The organism is Streptococcus cristatus (assembly GCF_003943465.1).
GTDB lineage: Bacteria > Bacillota > Bacilli > Lactobacillales > Streptococcaceae > Streptococcus > Streptococcus cristatus_C.
On the sequence record NZ_RJPR01000011.1, the window covers coordinates 46510 to 64476 of the forward strand.

Consider the following 17967-nt stretch of genomic DNA (forward strand, 5'->3'; position numbering starts at 1 on the left):
ATAAGAGCCCTATCTTAATCCCATTTGTTTCAATCTTTCTTTATAGGCTTCAAAATCAATCAGGAGCCCTTGACCACCATACATATCATAGGTATCCGTCCAGTCACCTAGTTCTGGTATAGTAAGGCGCTCTATCCCATTGCGTGAATCAAGCACCAAAGATAAGCCTTGTGACCAAATAAAACTCTGAGGTACATTGGTCGAGGTCAAGGCAAAAACTTTTCCTAATGCTTCAGATCCTGTAAAAAGCTTCGTAGGGTCTTTTATCTGCTGCATGATAGCAGTTAAAACTTCTTGCTGACGGCGTGTACGTCCAAAGTCACCCTCATCGTCCTTACGGAAACGGGCATAGTTTAAGAGCGTTCGCCCGTCCATGTGCTGACGACCAACCTTGATGGTTTGAGTAGGAACCACTCCATCCTTCATGTTTAAATCATCTGGAACTTCCACTTCTGTGACTTTTTCGCCATCAATCGTCGAAAATTTAGCATCCATGAATACACCATTTGGAAAGAGGGTGTCAATTGCAGTCGCAAAGGTGTTAAAGTCCACTAGAGCATAGTATTTAATGTCAATATCGAAGTTATCTTTCAAAGCTTGACGAACTGCCTCAGCTCCACGATGATTGTCTTGTTCACCAAAAGTATAGGCGGAGTTCAATTTTTGATCATAATAATCATCATCCGTTGGCTCCGTATAGGAATTGCTGACACCGTCAATATGAATCAAGGTATCACGCATAAAGCTGACTAACTTCATTTTATGGTCTTTATTGCCAACGTTCAAGACCATAATTGAGTCGGTCCGAGTCTCCGTTGAATTTTCTCCAATTCGGCCATCCGTCCCTAAAACAAGAATATTGATCCCATCTCGAGCATCATGACCATCAAAGTACTCAACATCAGCTGCTTTGAGATTTCCTGGTCTCGCTGTATTTAAGCCTTTAAAAAACATAAAGAGCATGCCAGAAACAACCAAAAGCACAAAAATCAGGAGCCACATCAGCACGCGCTTAGGACGAATTTTTTTGTAGGTTCTCGGAGTCTTCTGAGTTGATTTTTTCGCTTCTTGCTTTGAAGAAGTGCGAGAATTCTTTTGACTTCTGCTAAGAGAACCTTTACCCGGGTATTTGGGTAACAAACCGGATGAGTCCGTCTTCGGATCTTCCGATGAAGCCTGCACATTCTCCCTAGTAGACGCCTTTTGCGCAGCATCTGGCCGTCCTTTCGACTTTTGGCGGAGGTAATTATACTCCTCTTTTTCATGTTCGTTAAGATAGTAATAGTTTGTATGGAGATAATCCAGCCTTAACTGCTCGTGTCGACTAAGATTTTCTGTTTCTCTCATCTCTGCTCCAATCTATAATCCTGAATTTGAAAAACGGGATAACTTCCTATAATTTTAAAGGTGATACCAAGTGTAGCAAGCTCTTGGTAAGCGAAATCCACTAATTCTTTCCGTTCATTATCAATATCAATAATAAAGAAATATTCCCCTAGGGCTGTTTTAAGAGGGCGACTTTCAATCTTTGTCAAGTCAATACCGCGCCAGGCAAAGGTTGATAGTGCCTTATACAATGCACCGGGCAGATTATCCGGTAAAGTCAGAGCCAAACTCTGCTTTTCCTCTTGCTTTACAAGCTTAAGAGCAGGGGTGGTTTGTCCCAAAATCCAGAAACGAGTGAAATTTTCCTCCATTTCCTGAATATCCTGAGCCACCACTTGCAAACCATACTCGACTGCCGCAGTCCGCGGTGCGATAGCGGCAAAAGGTTGGTCAGGATGCTCTGCTACAAAGCGAGCCGCATAGGCTGTACTAGCTGTGATTTCTATTGCTGCTTCTGGATAATGCTGGCGAATATAGCCCTTCCCCTGAGCAAGCGCCTGAGGATGGGAAAAGACTTTTTCAATAGGCTTATCTAAGCTGGTCGCCAATAGCTGCTGCTTAATGGGCTGAACAATCTCTGCTACCGCTTGAATATCAGCCTGATGGAAAAGATAATCCAAGGTCTCATGGACACTTCCTTCAATCGAATTTTCCACGGGAACAACTGAATAATCCACCTCTTTCCCTTCATAGGCCTTCATCACTTCTGTGATATTTTGGTAGGGCACCAAGTCTGCTTGGGGAAAGGCTTCTCGGGCAACATGGTGGGAAAAAGATCCCTTGGGTCCTAAAAAAGCTACTTTCATTGAATTTCCTCAATAATTTCTTGTGGCGTTTTTCCTACCACGTCAATTGTTTGTGTCGCGACCGCCTCATAGAGAGCCTGCCGTTGTTCAAAAATCTCTTGCAAATCTGCTTTGCTCTTGGTCAGATACAAGGGGCGCTGATTTTCCTGATCTTGCTCAATCCGGCGAAAAAGGGTCTCAAAGTCAGCTTTCAGATAAATATTTTGGGGATTTTTAGCTAATAAGTCACGGTTTTGGGGGCTCAAGACGACACCGCCGCCTGTAGAAAGCACGATATCCTGCTGGATACACTCAGCCAGGACTTCAGCTTCAATTTTTCGAAAGGCTGGCTCACCATATTGGGCAAAATACTCTTGGATGGACATGCCGATTTTTTGAACAATCAGCTCGTCCATATCCAGAAAATCTGCTGACAAGGATCTCGCAATCGTTGATTTTCCCGCTCCCATGAAGCCAAGTAAAATCTTAGCCATTCACCAAGCCCTCCAAGTCTGAAAAGAAGCTTGGATAGCTGGTATTGATAGCCTCTGCCCGCTCCAGCTCCACCTCTCCATCCGAAACTAATAGAGCCGCAATGGCTGCCATCATTCCAATACGATGATCGCCGAATGTATTGATGGTTGCACCATGAAGAGGCGTTTTTCCATCGATAATCATGCCATCTGCTGTGGGAGTAATGGTTGCTCCCATGCTATTTAAAGCATCTGCAACAACCTGAATCCGATCGGTTTCTTTGACTTTTAACTCCTCTGCATCTCGGATTACCGTTCTGCCCTCAGCTTGGGTCGCTAAAAGGGCAATTATCGGAAGCTCGTCTATCAAGCGCGGAATAATTTCTCCGCCAATCTCCGTTCCCTTCAGCTCAGAAGTCTCAACTGTAATCGTAGCGGATTTGGCCACCTCATCTATATTAGAAAGGGTCATCTTACCGCCCATTGCCTTGATAACATCAAGAATCCCTGTCCGAGTTTCATTGATTCCTACATTTTCAAGGACGATTTTGGACTGGGGCAGAATCAAACCTGCAACCAGCCAGAAGGCTGCGCTGGAAATATCACCAGGCACTCTCACTTCTTGTCCTGTAAAGGTCTGACCACCCTGCACACGGATTTCCTTACCCTTGACCTCAATTTGACCGCCAAATTGGACAATCATATCTTCTGTATGGTTACGGGTAATTTCCTTTTCAATAATGATTGACTCGCCTTGAGCCTGTAAAGCCGCAAAAATCAAGGCTGATTTGACCTGAGCGGAAGCCACTGGCAGCTGATAATGGATAGGCTTTAAATCTTTTCTTCCATGGATGTGAAGTGGCGGTAAATCTCGTTCTGTCTGACCCCAAATATCCACACCCATCTGACTAAGAGGCAGGGTCACCCGATCCATCGGACGCTTGGACAAACTATCATCCCCAAACATCTCTGCTGCAAAATCCTGACCTGCCAAAACACCCGAAATCAAGCGGATAGAGGTTCCTGAATTTCCCATGTCTAATTTATTGTGCGGCGCCTTGAGACCATCAAACCCAACACCGTGGATCTTGACAGTCTTTCCATCATCCTCTATCTTGATGCCTAAATCGCGAAAGACCTGCATCGTAGAAAGGACATCCTCACCTCTCAAAATATCGTGAACCACTGTAAGGCCCTTGGCCAAGCTCCCGAACATAATCGAACGGTGACTAATAGATTTGTCGCCTGGCACACGGATGCGACCATTCAGACCTTTTGCCTTTGTTCTTAACTTCATAGATGCCCCTTTCAATTGCTACTAACTTCTATTTTATCATAAAAATAGCAATTTTCTAAAAAATTCTTGTATTCATTCCGACTTCTTCCTTCTTTCTACTTTTCTACATGATAAAAGAGGCTGCGACACTCGTCTATCAGCCTCCCTTTATTCCTTGTCAAAACCACGAGAATGCCAGACTCTTACTCTAGTCATTCTCTGATTTAGCCATTATTTGTGTCCTAAATGCTTATCAATCTCATCCATAATCCGCCCCATCACATAGCTAATCTGCAAATTGCGACCAATCAAGATAGCCCAGAAAATAGCCATCAGATAGTCTTCAGACATGATTGATTTATTAAAAAAGTACGTTTCTAAGGCTGTAAAAGCCGCCATTACAATAAATTGTCGTCTATTCATTCTTCCATTATAGCATGAAAAATCATAAAAATCTAAATTCAATCATCCTGAACGGTGATTTTTTCCGCTAGAAAATCAAAGCCTTCCGGTATCAAACTTTCTTCCTGCTTTTCAGCTGCTTCTGCTTTATTGCTACGACTTCTAGCTGAAAATTCTGCCCGAATCTGAGTCCAGTCCTCGAGAGAAATAGCCAGAATATCTGGTGAAAAGCCAGCAGCATTGCTCAGCAGATTTCCAAACATGGTATTGAGATTTTCTCTTTTCATGGTCTGCTCAGCGTTGAAATGAGACTCAAAAGCTAAAATAGCATGGTTTTCATTGGCTGCAACTGGCTGCGAACCAATAAGCAGCGCCTTGTCCGCTCCTGCCAGACTCTCGATGATTTCACCCCAAGCATTTTGCAGCTTGGTCAAATTGCTGCGAGCCAAGTCAGGATTTTCCACCGCTTCTTCCAAGATGGCATTGACCTTATTGCGGTCTACGCGATAGGTCTTAGCCTTCTGAGGTCGTGCCTCCGATTTCTTAGCTGCTGGAGTTGGCTGACTGCCAAAGTTGGCTAATTGTTGCTTAAGCTCTTGAATTTCCTGCTTGAGATTAGACAGTTCCTCTACCAAGTTGTCAGGAATCTGATCCGAGCTTGCTTTTTCCTCAGCCAGTCGAATGGTCATCATTTCTGTATAAATCTTGGGCTGCAGGCTGTTCTTGATGTCTGCCAAACTCTTGGTCGCCATTTCGATCATGGCAAAGAGAGTGTCCTGCGGTGTCTTGAGATTTTCCAGAAAGAGCTCGCTGGCATGATGATTTTCCCCGCCAGTTTTGACAATAATCAAGTCACGCAGATATTGCAGGAGGTCCGTCACAAAACGGGCCATGTTTTTGCCGCTATCAAAAATCAAATTGAGATTATCCAAGGCTGCTACTGCATCATGAGCAATCAAGGCTGCTACATAGGCATCCAAGGCACCTAAGCTGATAGAGCCTGTGATCTCTTCAGCAATATCAGTAGTCAAACGATTTTCTTGGGTCAAGCTAAGAGCCTGATCGAGGATAGACAAGGCATCTCGCATACCGCCCTCAGCTCGACGGGCAATAATCTGCACACCTTCTTGCTCAAAATCAATGCCTTCCTGCTCCAGAATCCACTCAATATGACCAATGATGTCCTGCGTCTTGATAGACTTAAACTCAAATCGCTGAACACGAGAAAGAATGGTCGCTGGAATCTTATGCAGCTCTGTCGTCGCTAGGATAAAGACCACATTTTCGGTTGGCTCTTCCAAGGTCTTGAGCAAGGCGTTAAAGGCCCCAGTCGAGAGCATGTGGACCTCGTCAATGATATAGACCTTGTGCTTGGCAAGACTGGGTGCATAGGTTGACTTGTCCCGAATGTCACGAATCTCATCTACCCCATTATTTGAAGCAGCGTCGATTTCGATGACGTCTTCAAGGCTTCCCTCAGTGATAGCCTGACAGATATAGCAGTCATTGCAGGGCTCACCGTCCTTTTGATTCGGACAGTTCATAGCCTTGGCAAAAATCTTGGCAACACTAGTCTTCCCTGTTCCACGCGGACCAGAAAAGAGATAGGCATGGCTGATTTTGCCTTGCTCCACAGCCTGACGCAGGGTGGTGGCTACTACCTGCTGCCCCACTAGCTGACCAAAGGTCTGACTGCGGTACTTTCGATATAAAGCTTGATACATTAGGCTTTTTCTCCAAACATTTCAAAATTCCAAGTCGTTTTTTCAAGCAAAATCTGAACAAACTTTTCTAGATATTCCTGATCTACCTTATCATAATCACCCGTCAAGGCTGAGTCCAAATCTAGCACTCCCAAAAGGTGGCCATCTTTTACCATGGGCACCACAATCTCGCTCTTAGCACGGCTATCACAAGAGATATAGTTGGCATGCTGGGTCACATCATCTACGATAATCGTCTGCTCTTTCTCAGCAGATTCCCCACAGACTCCCTTACCTAAGGCAATATGGACACAGGAAACACCGCCTTGAAAAGGCCCCAGAATCAGCTCGTTCCCATCAAAAAGATAGAAACCAGTAAAAACCGAATTGGGCAGGGCTTGATTGAGCAGGGCGCTAGCATTAGAAAGATTGGCCAAAGCGTTGGTCTCACCCTCCAACAAGGCTTCCAGCTGAGCCAGTAATAGTTGATAATTTGAAATTTTTTCCCTTTTATTCATACTTTCTATTATATCAAAAAGCACGTCCTACAGAAGAAAAAATCAAAACTTTTTAGCTTCTTTTCTAGTCCGAGCTTCAATTTGAAAAACATTTTCTTATTCTGACCGCTACAAAAGAGAGACCTAATCCTTATTTTTCTTTATTCAAAAATAAGAAACTGAGATTATCCATCCCAGCCTCTTATTCCTATAGAAAGGCGATCTATGCTCAACTCATCTGTTTACAGCCACCCCATAAAGCGGATAAGGTACATATTTAGTCGTACCTGACGCGAATAGTAGTAATTTCCACCATTAATATAAAGCTTGGGGCCGTAAAAAATAGAAAGTATATTATAGTATGAATAGGTTTTTCCAGTCACATTGCCAAGACTCGGTGCAACCACTTCTTTTGAGTATTTTTTTGCAAGCTCGAGCGTATTCTCGCCGCCATTTTGCGCAACATAGTCGATATAAGCCTGGCCGAAATTGTAGGCCTGAACTGCCGTCCAGACATCCACCTTTTTCTCGCTGGCCAGCTCTAGATTGTCCGATAAAGTCTGAATACCTTGCCGAACACTTTCTTTATTGTCTGTAATCGAATTGATTTCGCCTGTTGCACTCTCACTAGACTGCATGAGGTCGTTGTTTCTTCCCTTGGTTTCTGTGTAGATCATGGCTAGGACTAGCTCTTCATTAGCCGCTGTGTCCTGCTCGTCCAGCACTTCTCTAACCAAGCTTTGATAGGTCATAACCTGCTTAACATCACGATGGACTTGATAGCCTTTTATCGCGATGGCAGCCAGAATGATGAGCAAAATCAATCTTCTGATAAATTTAAACATTATTTACTTTGTATATCCTCGATATTTTTGATGAGAATAGAATAGGTCCCGTTGTCGTTCTGGATAAATTCCACGGATTCAGCATCCTGATAAACATTATTGGGAACGATTAGCTCTATTCCATTAGAGAGGGATAATTTTTGATTTTCGAACTTCTTTTTCTGGCGACTGCTGTCAATCTCATCAAACTTGATTGGCTCTGGCACAGTTTCCTTAACTTGGTCAATAAAGGTAAGTCGAGCTGTCAGATTGCTGTCAAACAGCTCGTCTGCCAACTTTTCAGGAGACAATTCATCATTTTCTTCCAGATTTTTGAAAATGCTGGATTTGACCTTAGACTGGAACTGAAAGTCGTCTGTGTTAAAGCTTTCAGCAATCTTTTGAGCTGTTTTTTCCAGAGCTTTGATAGATTTTTTTGGTGAAATCTTGGGACTGACCTGCAAGAGATTATCCGAAAAATAGTTGAGAAAGGCACCATTGTACTTGATGCGCTTTTCAATCAGATGGTACTTGCGAGACTGGAGATTGATGACCAGAGCCTCGTCCGCACCTGTACCAAAGCCAGGCAGATTGTTCTGCGTCAGCTTGATTGGATTGTCCGTCTCACCACCCAAGTGGGTCAGGGTTTCCCGCAGCGCAATCCGCAGAAAAGCAAAATGCTCCACGCCTTCCTTGTCAAACTGAACGAAAATCAGATCGTTGGTTTTCTGGTTTTCACTGACCGAAAACTCTTCCTGCCAAAGTTTGGCCACTGTCACGGATGTTTCCAGTAAGTCGTCTGAAAGCTGGGCTAAAAAGACATTATCAGGTTCGAAAATGCCTGTTTTAGCCTCGTCTGAATAGACCTGTTCGATTTTCTTACGCAAGTATTCCTCAATCTTTGGAGTAATGTTGAGAAACTTATCCGACAGCAGCAGTTCGGTATCAGCTGGACTGAATTGATGAATGATGGCCTTTTTTACGTAAATGTCCATCTTAGTTCAAACCTTCATAGAGCGGAAAAGCATCCGTCAGTTCACGAACTTCCGCCCGCACTTGGTTCAGCACCGCTTCGTTTTCAGCGTTTTCCAGAGCCTTGATAATAAGCTCAGCCACCTTGATACTTTCTGCGACACCAAAACCCCGAGCTGCAATAGCTGCTGTACCGATACGAATACCGCTAGTCTTAAATGGTGACAAAGTCTCATAAGGGATGGAGTTTTTATTAAGCGTGATATTGACCTCATCCAAGAGATTTTGTGCTACTTTCCCATTTTCTACAACCTTAGTGACATCAACCAAGAACAGGTGATTTTCAGTACCGTCAGAAATCACGCGGAACTTATCATGCTGACGGAAGACTTGCGCCATAGCTTGGGCATTGTCCAAAATCTGCTGGGCATAAACCTTGAAAGCTGGATCAAGCACTTCTTTAAAAGCCACAGCCTTAGCTGCAATGACATGCTCCAATGGTCCGCCTTGAATGCCTGGGAAAATAGCTGAATTAATTTTCTTAGCTAAGTCTTCATCATTTGTCAAGATCAAACCACCGCGAGGGCCGCGCAAGGTCTTGTGGGTCGTCGTAGTTGTGATGTCCGCATAAGGCACTGGGCTCGGATGGAGGCCAGCAGCGACCAAGCCAGCGATGTGAGCCATATCTACCATAAGCTTGGCACCCACTGCATCAGCGATTTCACGAAATTTTGAAAAGTCAATGATATGAGAGTAGGCTGAAGCACCCGCCACAATCAGCTTAGGCTGAACCTCTTTGGCTTGCTTGAGGATGGCATCAAAGTCCAGTAATTCTGTTTCTGGATCAACACTATAGGATACAAAATTGTAGGTTTGGCCAGAGAAGCTGACTGAAGCCCCGTGAGTCAAGTGACCGCCAGCAGACAAATCCATGCCCATAACAGTGTCGCCCGGCTCAATCAAAGCCATATAAGCTGCGCAATTGGCCTGACTTCCTGAGTGAGGTTGCACATTGGCAAACTTGGCACCAAAAATTTCCTTAGCGCGCTCAATTGCCAAGCTCTCCACTACATCCACTACGTCTGTTCCACCATAATAGCGGCGACCTGGGTAGCCCTCAGCGTATTTATTGGTCAAAATAGAACCTTGAGCCGCCATAACAGCTTTAGAAACGACGTTTTCTGAAGCAATCAGCTCAATATTATGTTGCTGACGCTCTTCCTCATTGGCAATGGCATCCCAGAGTTCTTTGTCAAATGCTTTGTAGTCTTCTTGGTCAAAAATCATAAGGTGTCTCCTTTTTTTGAGAAAATAGGGCGCTAGGCTCCTAATAGTTAAAATGTTATATCATTTACTTGGGCGAGAATGTCCTCGCGGGTAATGGCTCCTTGGCGCAAAATACGTGCCTTTTCTCCAGACAAGTCCAGAATGGTTGAATCCTGACCAGTCAAGGAAGCGTCATCTTCTACTCCCGAGACTTGCTCTTGAAAATCCATCATAATCTGCTGGAAATCAGTTCCACTGGCTTTTCCAGAAAGATTGGCGGATGGACCAATCAAGGGACCGTACTTGCGAATCAAGTCCAGCGTAACCGGATGCTTAGGGATCCGAAAGCCCACAGTTTCCATACCTGAGTTTATCCAAGCAGGAACTCGGTCATTAGCTTGGAGGATAATAGTCAGTGGTCCAGGTAGAAAGGCTTGATAGACTTGTTCCAGATAGCTGGGCTGGTTCTTGGAAAAGGCATAAATATCTTCCAAGCTAGCCACATTGAGATTGAGTGCTTTGTCACGCGGTCGTCTTTTTAATTCGTAGACTCGCTCAACCGCCTCTTCGTTCAAGGCTTGGGCAAAGAGGCCATACACCGTTTCCGTCGGCAGGACAACCGCTCCGCCTGCTGCCAGAGTCTTTTCTATCTTATCCATTGTCAACCGCCACCATTCTATCTTTTCCAAATTGATCTTTCAAGACTCGGATTCGTTTTTGAGGGAAGGATTTTTTTAGCAATTCCCTGACGCCATCTCCTTGCTTGTAACCAATTTCCAGATATATTTTTCCTTTTTCTGTCAGATAGTCTCCTGCCTGCTCGGCTATTTTCCGATAGACGGCATAGCCATCCTCCTCAGCAAAGAGGGCCATGTGAGGTTCTGAGGTCAAAACATTAAGTCCAACTTCATTCTTATCCGCTTCTGAAATATAGGGCGGATTGGAAACGATGATGTCAAATGTCCCGCTAAACGCTTCCATGCAATCGGATTGGACAAAAGTAAGGTTAAGTCCGCAGGATTGGGCGTTTTCCGCCGCCAAGGCAAGTGCATCTTCTGAGAGGTCAGAAGCAGTAATCTGCCAGTCTGGACGACTGCTTGCCAGTGCCAGAGCGATGGCCCCACTACCCGTTCCGATATCCAAGACAGACAGAGAACCTTCGAGATTTTCTGACAAAATCAGTTCCACCAGTTCCTCTGTCTCAGGCCTTGGAATCAGAACTCGCTCGTCCACCTTGAGAGTCAAGCCGTGAAAGTCACTGCTCCCAATGATATACTGGGCTGGCTTATGAGCGAGCAGCTGCTCATGAATTGCTTTCAGCTGGTCACGATCTTCCTGACTAACCTCTGCCTGAAGCTTGAGAACAAAGTCGGTAAAAGAGAGGTCATTGAGAGCTCGATAAACGAAAGACAGGCTTTCTGCTTCTTCTCCCGCTGCTACCAGCTCCTGCTCTAACTCAGCTAAATATTGAGCTAGGGTCATTATTTATTCAGCTCTTCTAGTTTTTGCGTTTGGTCATAGAGTACCAAGGCATCTACAACTTCATCCAATTTACCAGACAAGATCGTATCTAGCTTTTGAAGAGTCAAGCCGATACGGTGGTCTGTGACACGGTTTTGCGGGAAATTATAAGTACGGATCCGCTCTGAACGGTCACCAGTACCAATCGTTGACTTACGTTCAGCGTCTTGCTCATCCTGAGCAATCTGCGCAAAGTGGTCAGCCACACGCGCACGGATAATCTTCATGGCCTTTTCACGGTTCTTCTGTTGGGTCCGTTCTTCTTGCATCTCAACCTTGATATTGGTTGGCAAGTGAACAATACGAACGGCTGTCGCAACCTTGTTGACGTTCTGTCCACCAGCACCTGATGCGTGGTAGATGTCCACACGAAGGTCTTTTGGATCAATATCGTATTCTACTTCTTCGATTTCTGGCATGACGAGAACTGTCGCTGTCGATGTATGAACACGGCCTTGACTTTCTGTCACAGGAACACGTTGTACACGATGGGCACCAGATTCATACTTAAGTTTAGAGTAAACGGATTGCCCTGAAACCATAGCCACTACTTCTTTGAAACCACCGACACCATTCATAGAGGCTTCCATGACTTCAAAGCGCCAGCCTTGGGCTTCCGCATACTTTTGGTACATAGTTAGAAGATCACCAGCGAAGAGGGCTGCTTCGTCTCCACCAGCGGCTCCACGGATTTCAAGGATGATGTTCTTATCATCGTTTGGATCCTTTGGAAGGAGCAAGATTTTGAGCTTTTCTTCGTATGCTTCTTTTTCAGCCTTGGCATCTTTGAGCTCTTGCTTGGCCATTTCTTCCAAATCAGCATCACCAGAAGCGTCTTTTATCATTTCTTCAGCGTCTGTGATGTTTTGCAGGACTTTTTTATACTCACGATAAGCTGTCACTGTATCACGAGTAGAAGCCTCTTCTTTTGAAAGCTCCATGAAACGCTTGGTGTCTGAGACCACATCTGGGTCACTAAGTAATTCTCCAAGCTCTTCATAGCGGTCTTCCACTGCCCGTAACTGGTCATAAATATTCATCTTTGTAATCTATCTCCTTGATTTTCTAATTCATTCTACTTAATGGGTGGATTGAAATAATGCTTGCGGCAAACAGAAATATAGGTCTCATGGCCACCGATTTTGATCTGTTCGCCATCATAGACAGGTTTCCCGTTATCCGTCCGCAAAACCATGGTTGCTTTTTTTGAACAATATTGGCAAATGGTTTTGATTTCGTCAATCTTATCAGCCAAGAGCAAGAGGTGCTTGGAGCCTTCAAAGAGTTCATTACGAAAGTCATTTTTCAGACCAAAAGCCATGACTGGAACATCTAGCTCATCCACCACCCTAGCCAAATCATAGACATGATGGCGTTTCAGAAACTGAGCCTCATCAATCAAAACACAGTAAGGCTTTTCAGGAAGCTGCTGGATATAGCCAAAAATATCCGTCTGGTCCTCGATTGCCATCGCAGCTCGCTTCATGCCGATGCGGCTGGAAACAACTCCAAAGCCATCACGTGTATCGACAGCTGAGGTCATGATGACCACGCTTTTCCCCTGCTCCTCGTAGTTGTGGGCCACTTTCAAAATTTCAATCGTCTTGCCCGAATTCATTGTGCCATATTTATAATATAACTGAGCCATTTTATTCTTACATTCTCTCTAAGTATTGTCTTTCTAGGACTTTCAGCACTGTCCATAAACTCTGCTGGAAAGACCGACCGTACTTCCTATTATTTTACCACAATTCACTATTCTTTAAAACCTAATTTGTGATAAAATAAGATTAGCAAAAGAAAAGGAGAAATCATATGCCATTTGTCAGAATTGATTTATTTGAAGGCCGCAGCTTGGAACAAAAGAAAGCTTTGGCTAAGGAAGTCACCGAAGCCGTTGTCAGAAATACTGGCGCACCTCAGTCTGCTGTCCATGTCATCATCAACGACATGCCAGAAGGCACTTACTTCCCTCAAGGTGAAATGCGAACAAAATAAAACCAAAGAGAGTGGGACAGAAATCGGTAATTCGTTAGAATTCGATTTCGTCGTCCCACCTCCGCACAGTTGAGTAGGGCTGTAAAAGCTGATGAAATCAGCCTAGTAGAGCCCACTCAACCACTGCGTCTTGCTCGACAATCCACAGACAATTGAGAGGCTAGGACTTTTGTCCCAGCCTTTTAATTTTATGATGAAAACGCTCAGCGTCGCTTCTTTTGGATATAATTCAATCGCAGCTGGTAAAGGATTGCACTCATGACCAAGCTTGCAATCAGTCCAATCCAGTAACCATACGGTCCCAAGTCCATAGCCTGATCTAAAAACAAGCCCAGAGGCAAGGAAACGCCCCAGTAAGCTAGCAAGCCTAAGTAAAATGGAGCTTTCGTATCCTTGTAGCCTCGCAAAATTCCTTGCAAAGGAGCTGCTATCGTATCAGCCAATTGGAAAAAGAGGCTAAAAGTCAGAAAGATTGAGGTCAGACGTATAAAATCCGGATCTGAGCCATAAAGGCTGGCAACTTTATCTCGGAAAATATAGAGAAAAATCAAGGTAAAGACCGCAAACCCAGATGCTACAATTCTCCCCAAAGTGCAATACTTTTTCACATCGTCAAGTCTTTCAGCCCCCAGCTCATAAGAGACGATAATGGCCATAGCTGTAGAGATACTCATAGGGAAAGCGTACATTAGGTTTGAAAAATTCATGGCAGCCTGATGGCTAGCAATAATCAAAGAAGAAAATTTTGACATCACTAGTCCGACGATTGAAAAGATGACAACTTCGGCAAAGACTGTCCCTCCTATTGGCAAACCTAAGCGAAAACCTTCAGCCAAACCAGCTTTGTTCAAGGAACGAAATTTCCAGAGTTGATACTGGCGGACTTTAGGATGTTTGCTGGCCAGTAATAGTGATATGATTAATAAAACCCAATAAGCCAAAGAAGTGCCCAGTCCCGCACCAGCTCCGCCCATTTCCGGAAAACCAAAAGCTCCATAAATCAAAACATAATTAAAGCTGGCATTCAAAGGTAAGAGCAAGAGCATCAAATACATAGAAAGCCGAGTCAACCCCAAAGCATCCAAGAGAGAGCGAATAACGCTAAAAAGCAAGAAGGGAATGATACCGATGGACAAGTAGCGAAGGTATTGCTGGGCCACATCTTTTACCAGAGGGTCTAATCCCAAACGCTGCAAAACCAAAGGGGCACCCAAAAATACCAGCGCAAATAAAATCAGCGATAATGCCAAAGAAAGATAGATGAACTGATAAAAATCTGAGGCAATTTTTTCATCTTTCCCCTGTCCCAAATGATGACCGATAATCGGAACCAAGGCAGACACAATCCCCGTCAGAAAGGAGAAAAATGACCCCCACAGACTGGTCGCCATAGAGACGCCCGCCAGATGCAAGGTATCGTATTGGCCCGTCATGGTCGTGTCAACAAAGGAAGCCGAGAAATTTGCCAGCTGGTAAATCAAGATGGGAAGAAAAATTGAAACAAACAAGCTTAGGCGTTGTTTCAAATGATACGTTTGATACATGTTGAATTCCTTTTTTAATCTTCTTTTACTATACTACAAGCCAGCTCAATAGTCAAAAAAGGCTGGGACAAAAGTCCTAGCCTCTCAATTGTCTTTGGATTGTCGAGCAAGACGCAAGGGTTGAGTGGGCTCTACTACACTGATTTCATCAGCTTTTACAGCCCTACTCAACTGTGCGGAGGTGGGACGACGAAATCGAATTTTAACGAATTACCGATTTCTGTCCCATTCTCTTTCTTATTTATTTTTGCGATTTAAGATAGCGTTTAGGACAATAGCAATCAGACTGGCCATGACAATTCCGTTTGAGAAGAACATCTGAAGGCTGGTCGGTAGGCTGTTGAAAAGGCTGCTACCATTGAGTCCGACACCTGCTGAGATAGAAATCGCTGCAATGAGGAAATTATGCTCACTGTGCTCAAAGTCAACACGCGCTAAGATTTGCATCCCCTGAACAGACACAAAACCAAACATAACCAGCATAGCACCGCCAAGAACTGGACTTGGGATAATTTGTGCCAAGGCTCCGAATTTTGGCAGAAGACCGAGAAGAATCAAGAAACCAGCCGCATAGTAAATCGGCAACCGCGTCTTGATACCAGATAATTTGACCAAGCCAACATTTTGAGAAAACCCTGTGTAAGGGAAGGTATTGAAGACACCACCCAGCAGCACCGCAAGTCCTTCTGCTCGGTAACCATTTCGCAAGCGGGTGCTATCAATTTTATCTTTGGTAATGTCAGAAAGAGCTAAGTATACACCCGTTGACTCCACTAGAGAAACCGTTGCGATGATACACATCATTACGATAGAAGAAAATTCAAACTTTGGTGCTCCGAAATAGAAAGGGGTTGGCACATGGACCAGCGGAGCCTGTGCGACTGGCGTCAAATCCACCAATCCCATGGCTCCAGCAATGCCCGTACCGACAATCAAACCAATCAAAATAGAGATGGATTTGATAAAACCTTTGGTAAAAATGTTAATCAAAAGAATAATCAGAACCGTCACAGCTGCTAGAATCAGACTTTGGGCGGTCGGCTTGTCTACGTTATTTCCCATATTGCCAATGGCCACTGGAATCAAGGTCAACCCAATGGTCGTAATGACCGAACCAGTAACAACTGAAGGAAATAGATTAGCGATTTTTGAGAAAATCCCAGCGATCAGAACAACATAAATCCCTGATGCAATCAAGGCACCAAACATGGCGCCACTACCATGGCTCTGCCCAATGATAATCAGAGGAGCAACGGATTGGAAGGCCACTCCCAGCACGACCGGCAGACCAATCCCAAAATATTTATTTAGCTGGAGTTGCAAGAGAGTGGCAACACCACACATAAAAATATCAGTCGAAATCAGATAGGTTAACTGCTCAGCCGAGTATCCCAAAGCCCCAGCAATCATAATTGGAACCAGAATGGATCCGGAATACATAGCCAACAAATGCTGCAAACCCAAAATGGCTGCCTGTGAATGTTTTTCTTCATTATAGTTCATCTTATAGATCTGCCTCTCTAAATACAACTTTTCCATTTTCAAATCTGTCAATTCGAGCCAAAGAAAGAACTGTTTGTCCTTGAGCCTCTAGCAAGTTTCGACCGTCTTGGAAGGATTTCTCAATCACGATTCCAACAGCTGCTACTTCAGCGCCCGCTTCTTCAATGATTTTAATCAGGCCCTTGGCTGCTTGACCATTTGCCAAGAAATCATCGATAACCAAAACCTTGTCACTTGACTCCAAAAATTTGCCAGCGATGGAGACGGTTGAAGTGACCTGCTTGGTAAAGGAATATACTTCTGCCGTTAAAATCCCTTCAGTCATCGTGATATTCTTAGACTTTTTAGCAAAAATCATTGGAACACCCAAAGCTTCTGCCGTGTAGACAGCCGGTACAATACCTGAAGCCTCAATCGTCACAACTTTTGTAATGCCTGCATTCCTGAAATGCTCAGCAAATACTTGCCCGATTTCTTTCATAAGCGAAAAATCGACCTGATGAGTCAGGAAAGAGTCAACTTTGAGAATATTTTCTCCTAAAACGTTGCCGTCTTGCAGAATTCTCTCTTCTAATGTTTTCATGTATCTCCTCTTAACATATCTTTCTTCAACGATGAAAGGACCTGCCACGATAAGCAAGTCCTTTCTTTTAATGACAAATAGGCTGATACTAAAAGTACCAGAAAGTCATTAGGCTCACTTATTGTTAGATGTTTGGCATCTTGTAGAGACCTTGCCCCAATCATTAGCAAGATAAATAAGTTATTCTATTTCATTAATGAGCATCGCCATTCCAGATGGAGTTTTTGACGATGACATAGTCCACGCGAGTCAGGCTATGCAAATCACGCCCCCCCGCATAGGAAATCGAGCTCTGCAAATCCTGCTCCATTTCAGTTAATGTATCTTGCAAGTGGCCCTTAGCCGGTAGCAAAATCTTCTTACCTTCGACATTTTTATAAGCACCTTTTTGATACTCGGATGCAGAACCATAATATTCTTTAAACTTATCGCCGTCTACCTCAATGGTTTCACCTGGGCTTTCAATGTGGCCGGCAAAGAGCGAACCAATCATGACCATGCTGGCTCCAAAGCGGATCGATTTGGCAATATCACCATGCGTCCGAATCCCTCCATCCGCGATAATAGGCTTGCGGGCAACCTTTGAACACCAACGAAGAGCAGACAATTGCCAGCCGCCTGTACCAAAACCTGTCTTGACTTTGGTAATGCAGACCTTGCCTGGGCCGATGCCAACTTTAGTCGCATCTGCGCCAGCATTTTCCAGTTCCCGCACAGCTTCTGGAGTTCCGACATTTCCAGCAATGACAAAGGTCTCGGGCAATTCTTTCTTGATGTGTTGGATCATTTGAATCACACTGTCTGAGTGCCCGTGTGCAATATCAATGGTAATGTATTCAGGTGCATCATCTTTGAGGCTACTAACGAAGTCATACTCATAGTCTTTTACACCGACGGAGATCGATGCAATCAGGCCTTGCTCATGCATTCGTTTAACGAATGGTTTACGACCTTCCTCATCGAAACGGTGCATAATGTAGAAATAGCCTCCTCGAGCAAGCTCTTCAGCGACAGATTCGTCAATAATCGTCTGCATATTGGACGGTACGACTGGCATCCGAAACCTATGTTTACCAAATTTCACACTGGTATCAGCCTCTGAGCGACTTTTCACAATACATTTCGCTGGAATTAGTTGAATATCTTCATAGTCAAAAACCTGAAAATCATTGAGCATGGAAAACTCCTTATCAATACTTAAAAATGACCTACCTATGCTCTTCAGCATCGCTAC

General features: G+C 44.2%; 19 protein-coding genes and 1 riboswitch. Of the genes, 1 reads left to right on the forward strand and 18 read right to left on the reverse strand.

The window, feature by feature from the left end; translation table 11 throughout:
• Positions 1-9 precede the first annotated feature (9 nt).
• The 14 genes from D8793_RS09900 to D8793_RS09965 form a co-directional block, all read right to left on the reverse strand.
• The gene (locus D8793_RS09900; RefSeq protein ID WP_125371723.1) at positions 10-1347 is read right to left on the reverse strand and encodes an LCP family protein; all 1338 of its coding nucleotides are present in this window, start codon (positions 1345-1347) and stop codon (positions 10-12) included.
• On the reverse strand, positions 1344-2192 hold the full coding sequence (gene pheA / locus D8793_RS09905) for a prephenate dehydratase (protein WP_125371724.1): 849 nt from the start codon (positions 2190-2192) through the stop codon (positions 1344-1346). Before pheA ends, D8793_RS09900 begins: the two co-directional genes overlap by 4 nt.
• Entirely contained in the window at positions 2189-2665 is a 477-nt protein-coding gene (locus D8793_RS09910) for a shikimate kinase (protein WP_125371725.1), read from the reverse strand. Before D8793_RS09910 ends, pheA begins: the two co-directional genes overlap by 4 nt.
• Positions 2658-3941 carry a 3-phosphoshikimate 1-carboxyvinyltransferase gene (gene aroA, locus D8793_RS09915; RefSeq protein WP_125371726.1) on the reverse strand — a complete coding sequence of 428 codons (1284 nt, stop codon included), beginning with the start codon at positions 3939-3941 and terminating at the stop codon, positions 2658-2660. Before aroA ends, D8793_RS09910 begins: the two co-directional genes overlap by 8 nt.
• Positions 3942-4151: 210 nt before the next feature.
• On the reverse strand, positions 4152-4343 hold the full coding sequence (locus D8793_RS09920; protein WP_062005208.1) for a DUF3272 family protein: 192 nt from the start codon (positions 4341-4343) through the stop codon (positions 4152-4154).
• Between the two features lie 38 nt (positions 4344-4381).
• Positions 4382-6046, reverse strand: a complete 1665-nt coding sequence (dnaX, locus tag D8793_RS09925; protein ID WP_125371727.1) for a DNA polymerase III subunit gamma/tau — start codon at positions 6044-6046, stop codon at positions 4382-4384.
• The gene (gene msrC, locus D8793_RS09930) at positions 6046-6543 is read right to left on the reverse strand and encodes a free L-methionine (R)-S-oxide reductase MsrC (protein ID WP_125371728.1); all 498 of its coding nucleotides are present in this window, start codon (positions 6541-6543) and stop codon (positions 6046-6048) included. Before msrC ends, dnaX begins: the two co-directional genes overlap by 1 nt.
• A gap of 221 nt (positions 6544-6764) precedes the next feature.
• Complete coding sequence (locus D8793_RS09935) at positions 6765-7367, reverse strand: lysozyme family protein (RefSeq protein ID WP_125371729.1); 603 nt, start codon at positions 7365-7367, stop codon at positions 6765-6767.
• Complete coding sequence (locus D8793_RS09940; RefSeq protein ID WP_125371730.1) at positions 7367-8341, reverse strand: nucleoid-associated protein; 975 nt, start codon at positions 8339-8341, stop codon at positions 7367-7369. The genes D8793_RS09935 and D8793_RS09940 overlap by 1 nt, the downstream gene beginning before the upstream one ends.
• Before the next feature lies 1 nt (position 8342).
• Positions 8343-9605 carry a serine hydroxymethyltransferase gene (gene glyA, locus D8793_RS09945; RefSeq protein WP_125371731.1) on the reverse strand — a complete coding sequence of 421 codons (1263 nt, stop codon included), beginning with the start codon at positions 9603-9605 and terminating at the stop codon, positions 8343-8345.
• A 47-nt stretch (positions 9606-9652) separates the two neighbouring features.
• Positions 9653-10243 (reverse strand): L-threonylcarbamoyladenylate synthase, encoded by a 591-nt coding sequence (locus D8793_RS09950; protein WP_125371732.1) that lies wholly within the window; start codon positions 10241-10243, stop codon positions 9653-9655.
• Positions 10236-11066, reverse strand: coding sequence for a peptide chain release factor N(5)-glutamine methyltransferase (prmC, locus tag D8793_RS09955; RefSeq protein ID WP_125371733.1), 831 nt, complete (start codon positions 11064-11066; stop codon positions 10236-10238). Before prmC ends, D8793_RS09950 begins: the two co-directional genes overlap by 8 nt.
• Entirely contained in the window at positions 11066-12145 is a 1080-nt protein-coding gene (gene prfA, locus D8793_RS09960; protein WP_125371734.1) for a peptide chain release factor 1, read from the reverse strand. The genes prmC and prfA overlap by 1 nt, the downstream gene beginning before the upstream one ends.
• Before the next feature lie 35 nt (positions 12146-12180).
• On the reverse strand, positions 12181-12753 hold the full coding sequence (locus D8793_RS09965; protein ID WP_125371735.1) for a thymidine kinase: 573 nt from the start codon (positions 12751-12753) through the stop codon (positions 12181-12183).
• Between the two features lie 167 nt (positions 12754-12920).
• On the opposite strand from D8793_RS09965, the gene D8793_RS09970 reads away from it, so the two are divergent.
• Positions 12921-13103, forward strand: a complete 183-nt coding sequence (locus D8793_RS09970) for a 4-oxalocrotonate tautomerase (RefSeq protein WP_005589823.1) — start codon at positions 12921-12923, stop codon at positions 13101-13103.
• A 203-nt stretch (positions 13104-13306) separates the two neighbouring features.
• On the opposite strand, the gene D8793_RS09980 is transcribed toward D8793_RS09970, so the two are convergent.
• The 4 genes from D8793_RS09980 to guaC form a co-directional block, all read right to left on the reverse strand.
• Positions 13307-14647: an MATE family efflux transporter gene (locus D8793_RS09980; protein ID WP_125371736.1), complete on the reverse strand. Its 1341-nt coding sequence runs from the start codon at positions 14645-14647 to the stop codon at positions 13307-13309.
• A gap of 237 nt (positions 14648-14884) precedes the next feature.
• The gene (locus D8793_RS09990) at positions 14885-16150 is read right to left on the reverse strand and encodes a nucleobase:cation symporter-2 family protein (RefSeq protein WP_005592204.1); all 1266 of its coding nucleotides are present in this window, start codon (positions 16148-16150) and stop codon (positions 14885-14887) included.
• 1 nt (position 16151) lies between these two features.
• Positions 16152-16733 carry a xanthine phosphoribosyltransferase gene (locus tag D8793_RS09995; protein ID WP_125371737.1) on the reverse strand — a complete coding sequence of 194 codons (582 nt, stop codon included), beginning with the start codon at positions 16731-16733 and terminating at the stop codon, positions 16152-16154.
• Between the two features lie 101 nt (positions 16734-16834).
• A riboswitch (purine riboswitch) is annotated at positions 16835-16932 on the reverse strand.
• The gene (gene guaC, locus D8793_RS10000; protein WP_061423003.1) at positions 16927-17910 is read right to left on the reverse strand and encodes a GMP reductase; all 984 of its coding nucleotides are present in this window, start codon (positions 17908-17910) and stop codon (positions 16927-16929) included. (Overlaps the previous riboswitch by 6 nt.)
• Positions 17911-17967 lie beyond the last annotated feature (57 nt).

Bases quoted from the DNA above. Each gene is read 5' to 3' on its own strand.
- D8793_RS09950 (WP_125371732.1), bottom strand. From the start codon at position 10,243: ATGGATAAGATAGAAAAGACTCTGGCAGCAGGCGGAGCGGTTGTCCTG.
- D8793_RS09995 (WP_125371737.1), bottom strand. From the start codon at position 16,733: ATGAAAACATTAGAAGAGAGAATTCTGCAAGACGGCAACGTTTTAGGA.
- msrC (WP_125371728.1), bottom strand. From the start codon at position 6,543: ATGAATAAAAGGGAAAAAATTTCAAATTATCAACTATTACTGGCTCAG.
- aroA (WP_125371726.1), bottom strand. From the start codon at position 3,941: ATGAAGTTAAGAACAAAGGCAAAAGGTCTGAATGGTCGCATCCGTGTG.
- prfA (WP_125371734.1), bottom strand. From the start codon at position 12,145: ATGAATATTTATGACCAGTTACGGGCAGTGGAAGACCGCTATGAAGAG.
- D8793_RS09935 (WP_125371729.1), bottom strand. From the start codon at position 7,367: ATGTTTAAATTTATCAGAAGATTGATTTTGCTCATCATTCTGGCTGCC.
- D8793_RS09980 (WP_125371736.1), bottom strand. From the start codon at position 14,647: ATGTATCAAACGTATCATTTGAAACAACGCCTAAGCTTGTTTGTTTCA.
- D8793_RS09920 (WP_062005208.1), bottom strand. From the start codon at position 4,343: ATGAATAGACGACAATTTATTGTAATGGCGGCTTTTACAGCCTTAGAA.
- D8793_RS09900 (WP_125371723.1), bottom strand. From the start codon at position 1,347: ATGAGAGAAACAGAAAATCTTAGTCGACACGAGCAGTTAAGGCTGGAT.
- D8793_RS09990 (WP_005592204.1), bottom strand. From the start codon at position 16,150: ATGAACTATAATGAAGAAAAACATTCACAGGCAGCCATTTTGGGTTTG.
- D8793_RS09910 (WP_125371725.1), bottom strand. From the start codon at position 2,665: ATGGCTAAGATTTTACTTGGCTTCATGGGAGCGGGAAAATCAACGATT.
- D8793_RS09965 (WP_125371735.1), bottom strand. From the start codon at position 12,753: ATGGCTCAGTTATATTATAAATATGGCACAATGAATTCGGGCAAGACG.
- pheA (WP_125371724.1), bottom strand. From the start codon at position 2,192: ATGAAAGTAGCTTTTTTAGGACCCAAGGGATCTTTTTCCCACCATGTT.
- D8793_RS09940 (WP_125371730.1), bottom strand. From the start codon at position 8,341: ATGGACATTTACGTAAAAAAGGCCATCATTCATCAATTCAGTCCAGCT.
- dnaX (WP_125371727.1), bottom strand. From the start codon at position 6,046: ATGTATCAAGCTTTATATCGAAAGTACCGCAGTCAGACCTTTGGTCAG.
- prmC (WP_125371733.1), bottom strand. From the start codon at position 11,066: ATGACCCTAGCTCAATATTTAGCTGAGTTAGAGCAGGAGCTGGTAGCA.
- glyA (WP_125371731.1), bottom strand. From the start codon at position 9,605: ATGATTTTTGACCAAGAAGACTACAAAGCATTTGACAAAGAACTCTGG.
- D8793_RS09970 (WP_005589823.1), top strand. From the start codon at position 12,921: ATGCCATTTGTCAGAATTGATTTATTTGAAGGCCGCAGCTTGGAACAA.
- guaC (WP_061423003.1), bottom strand. From the start codon at position 17,910: ATGCTCAATGATTTTCAGGTTTTTGACTATGAAGATATTCAACTAATT.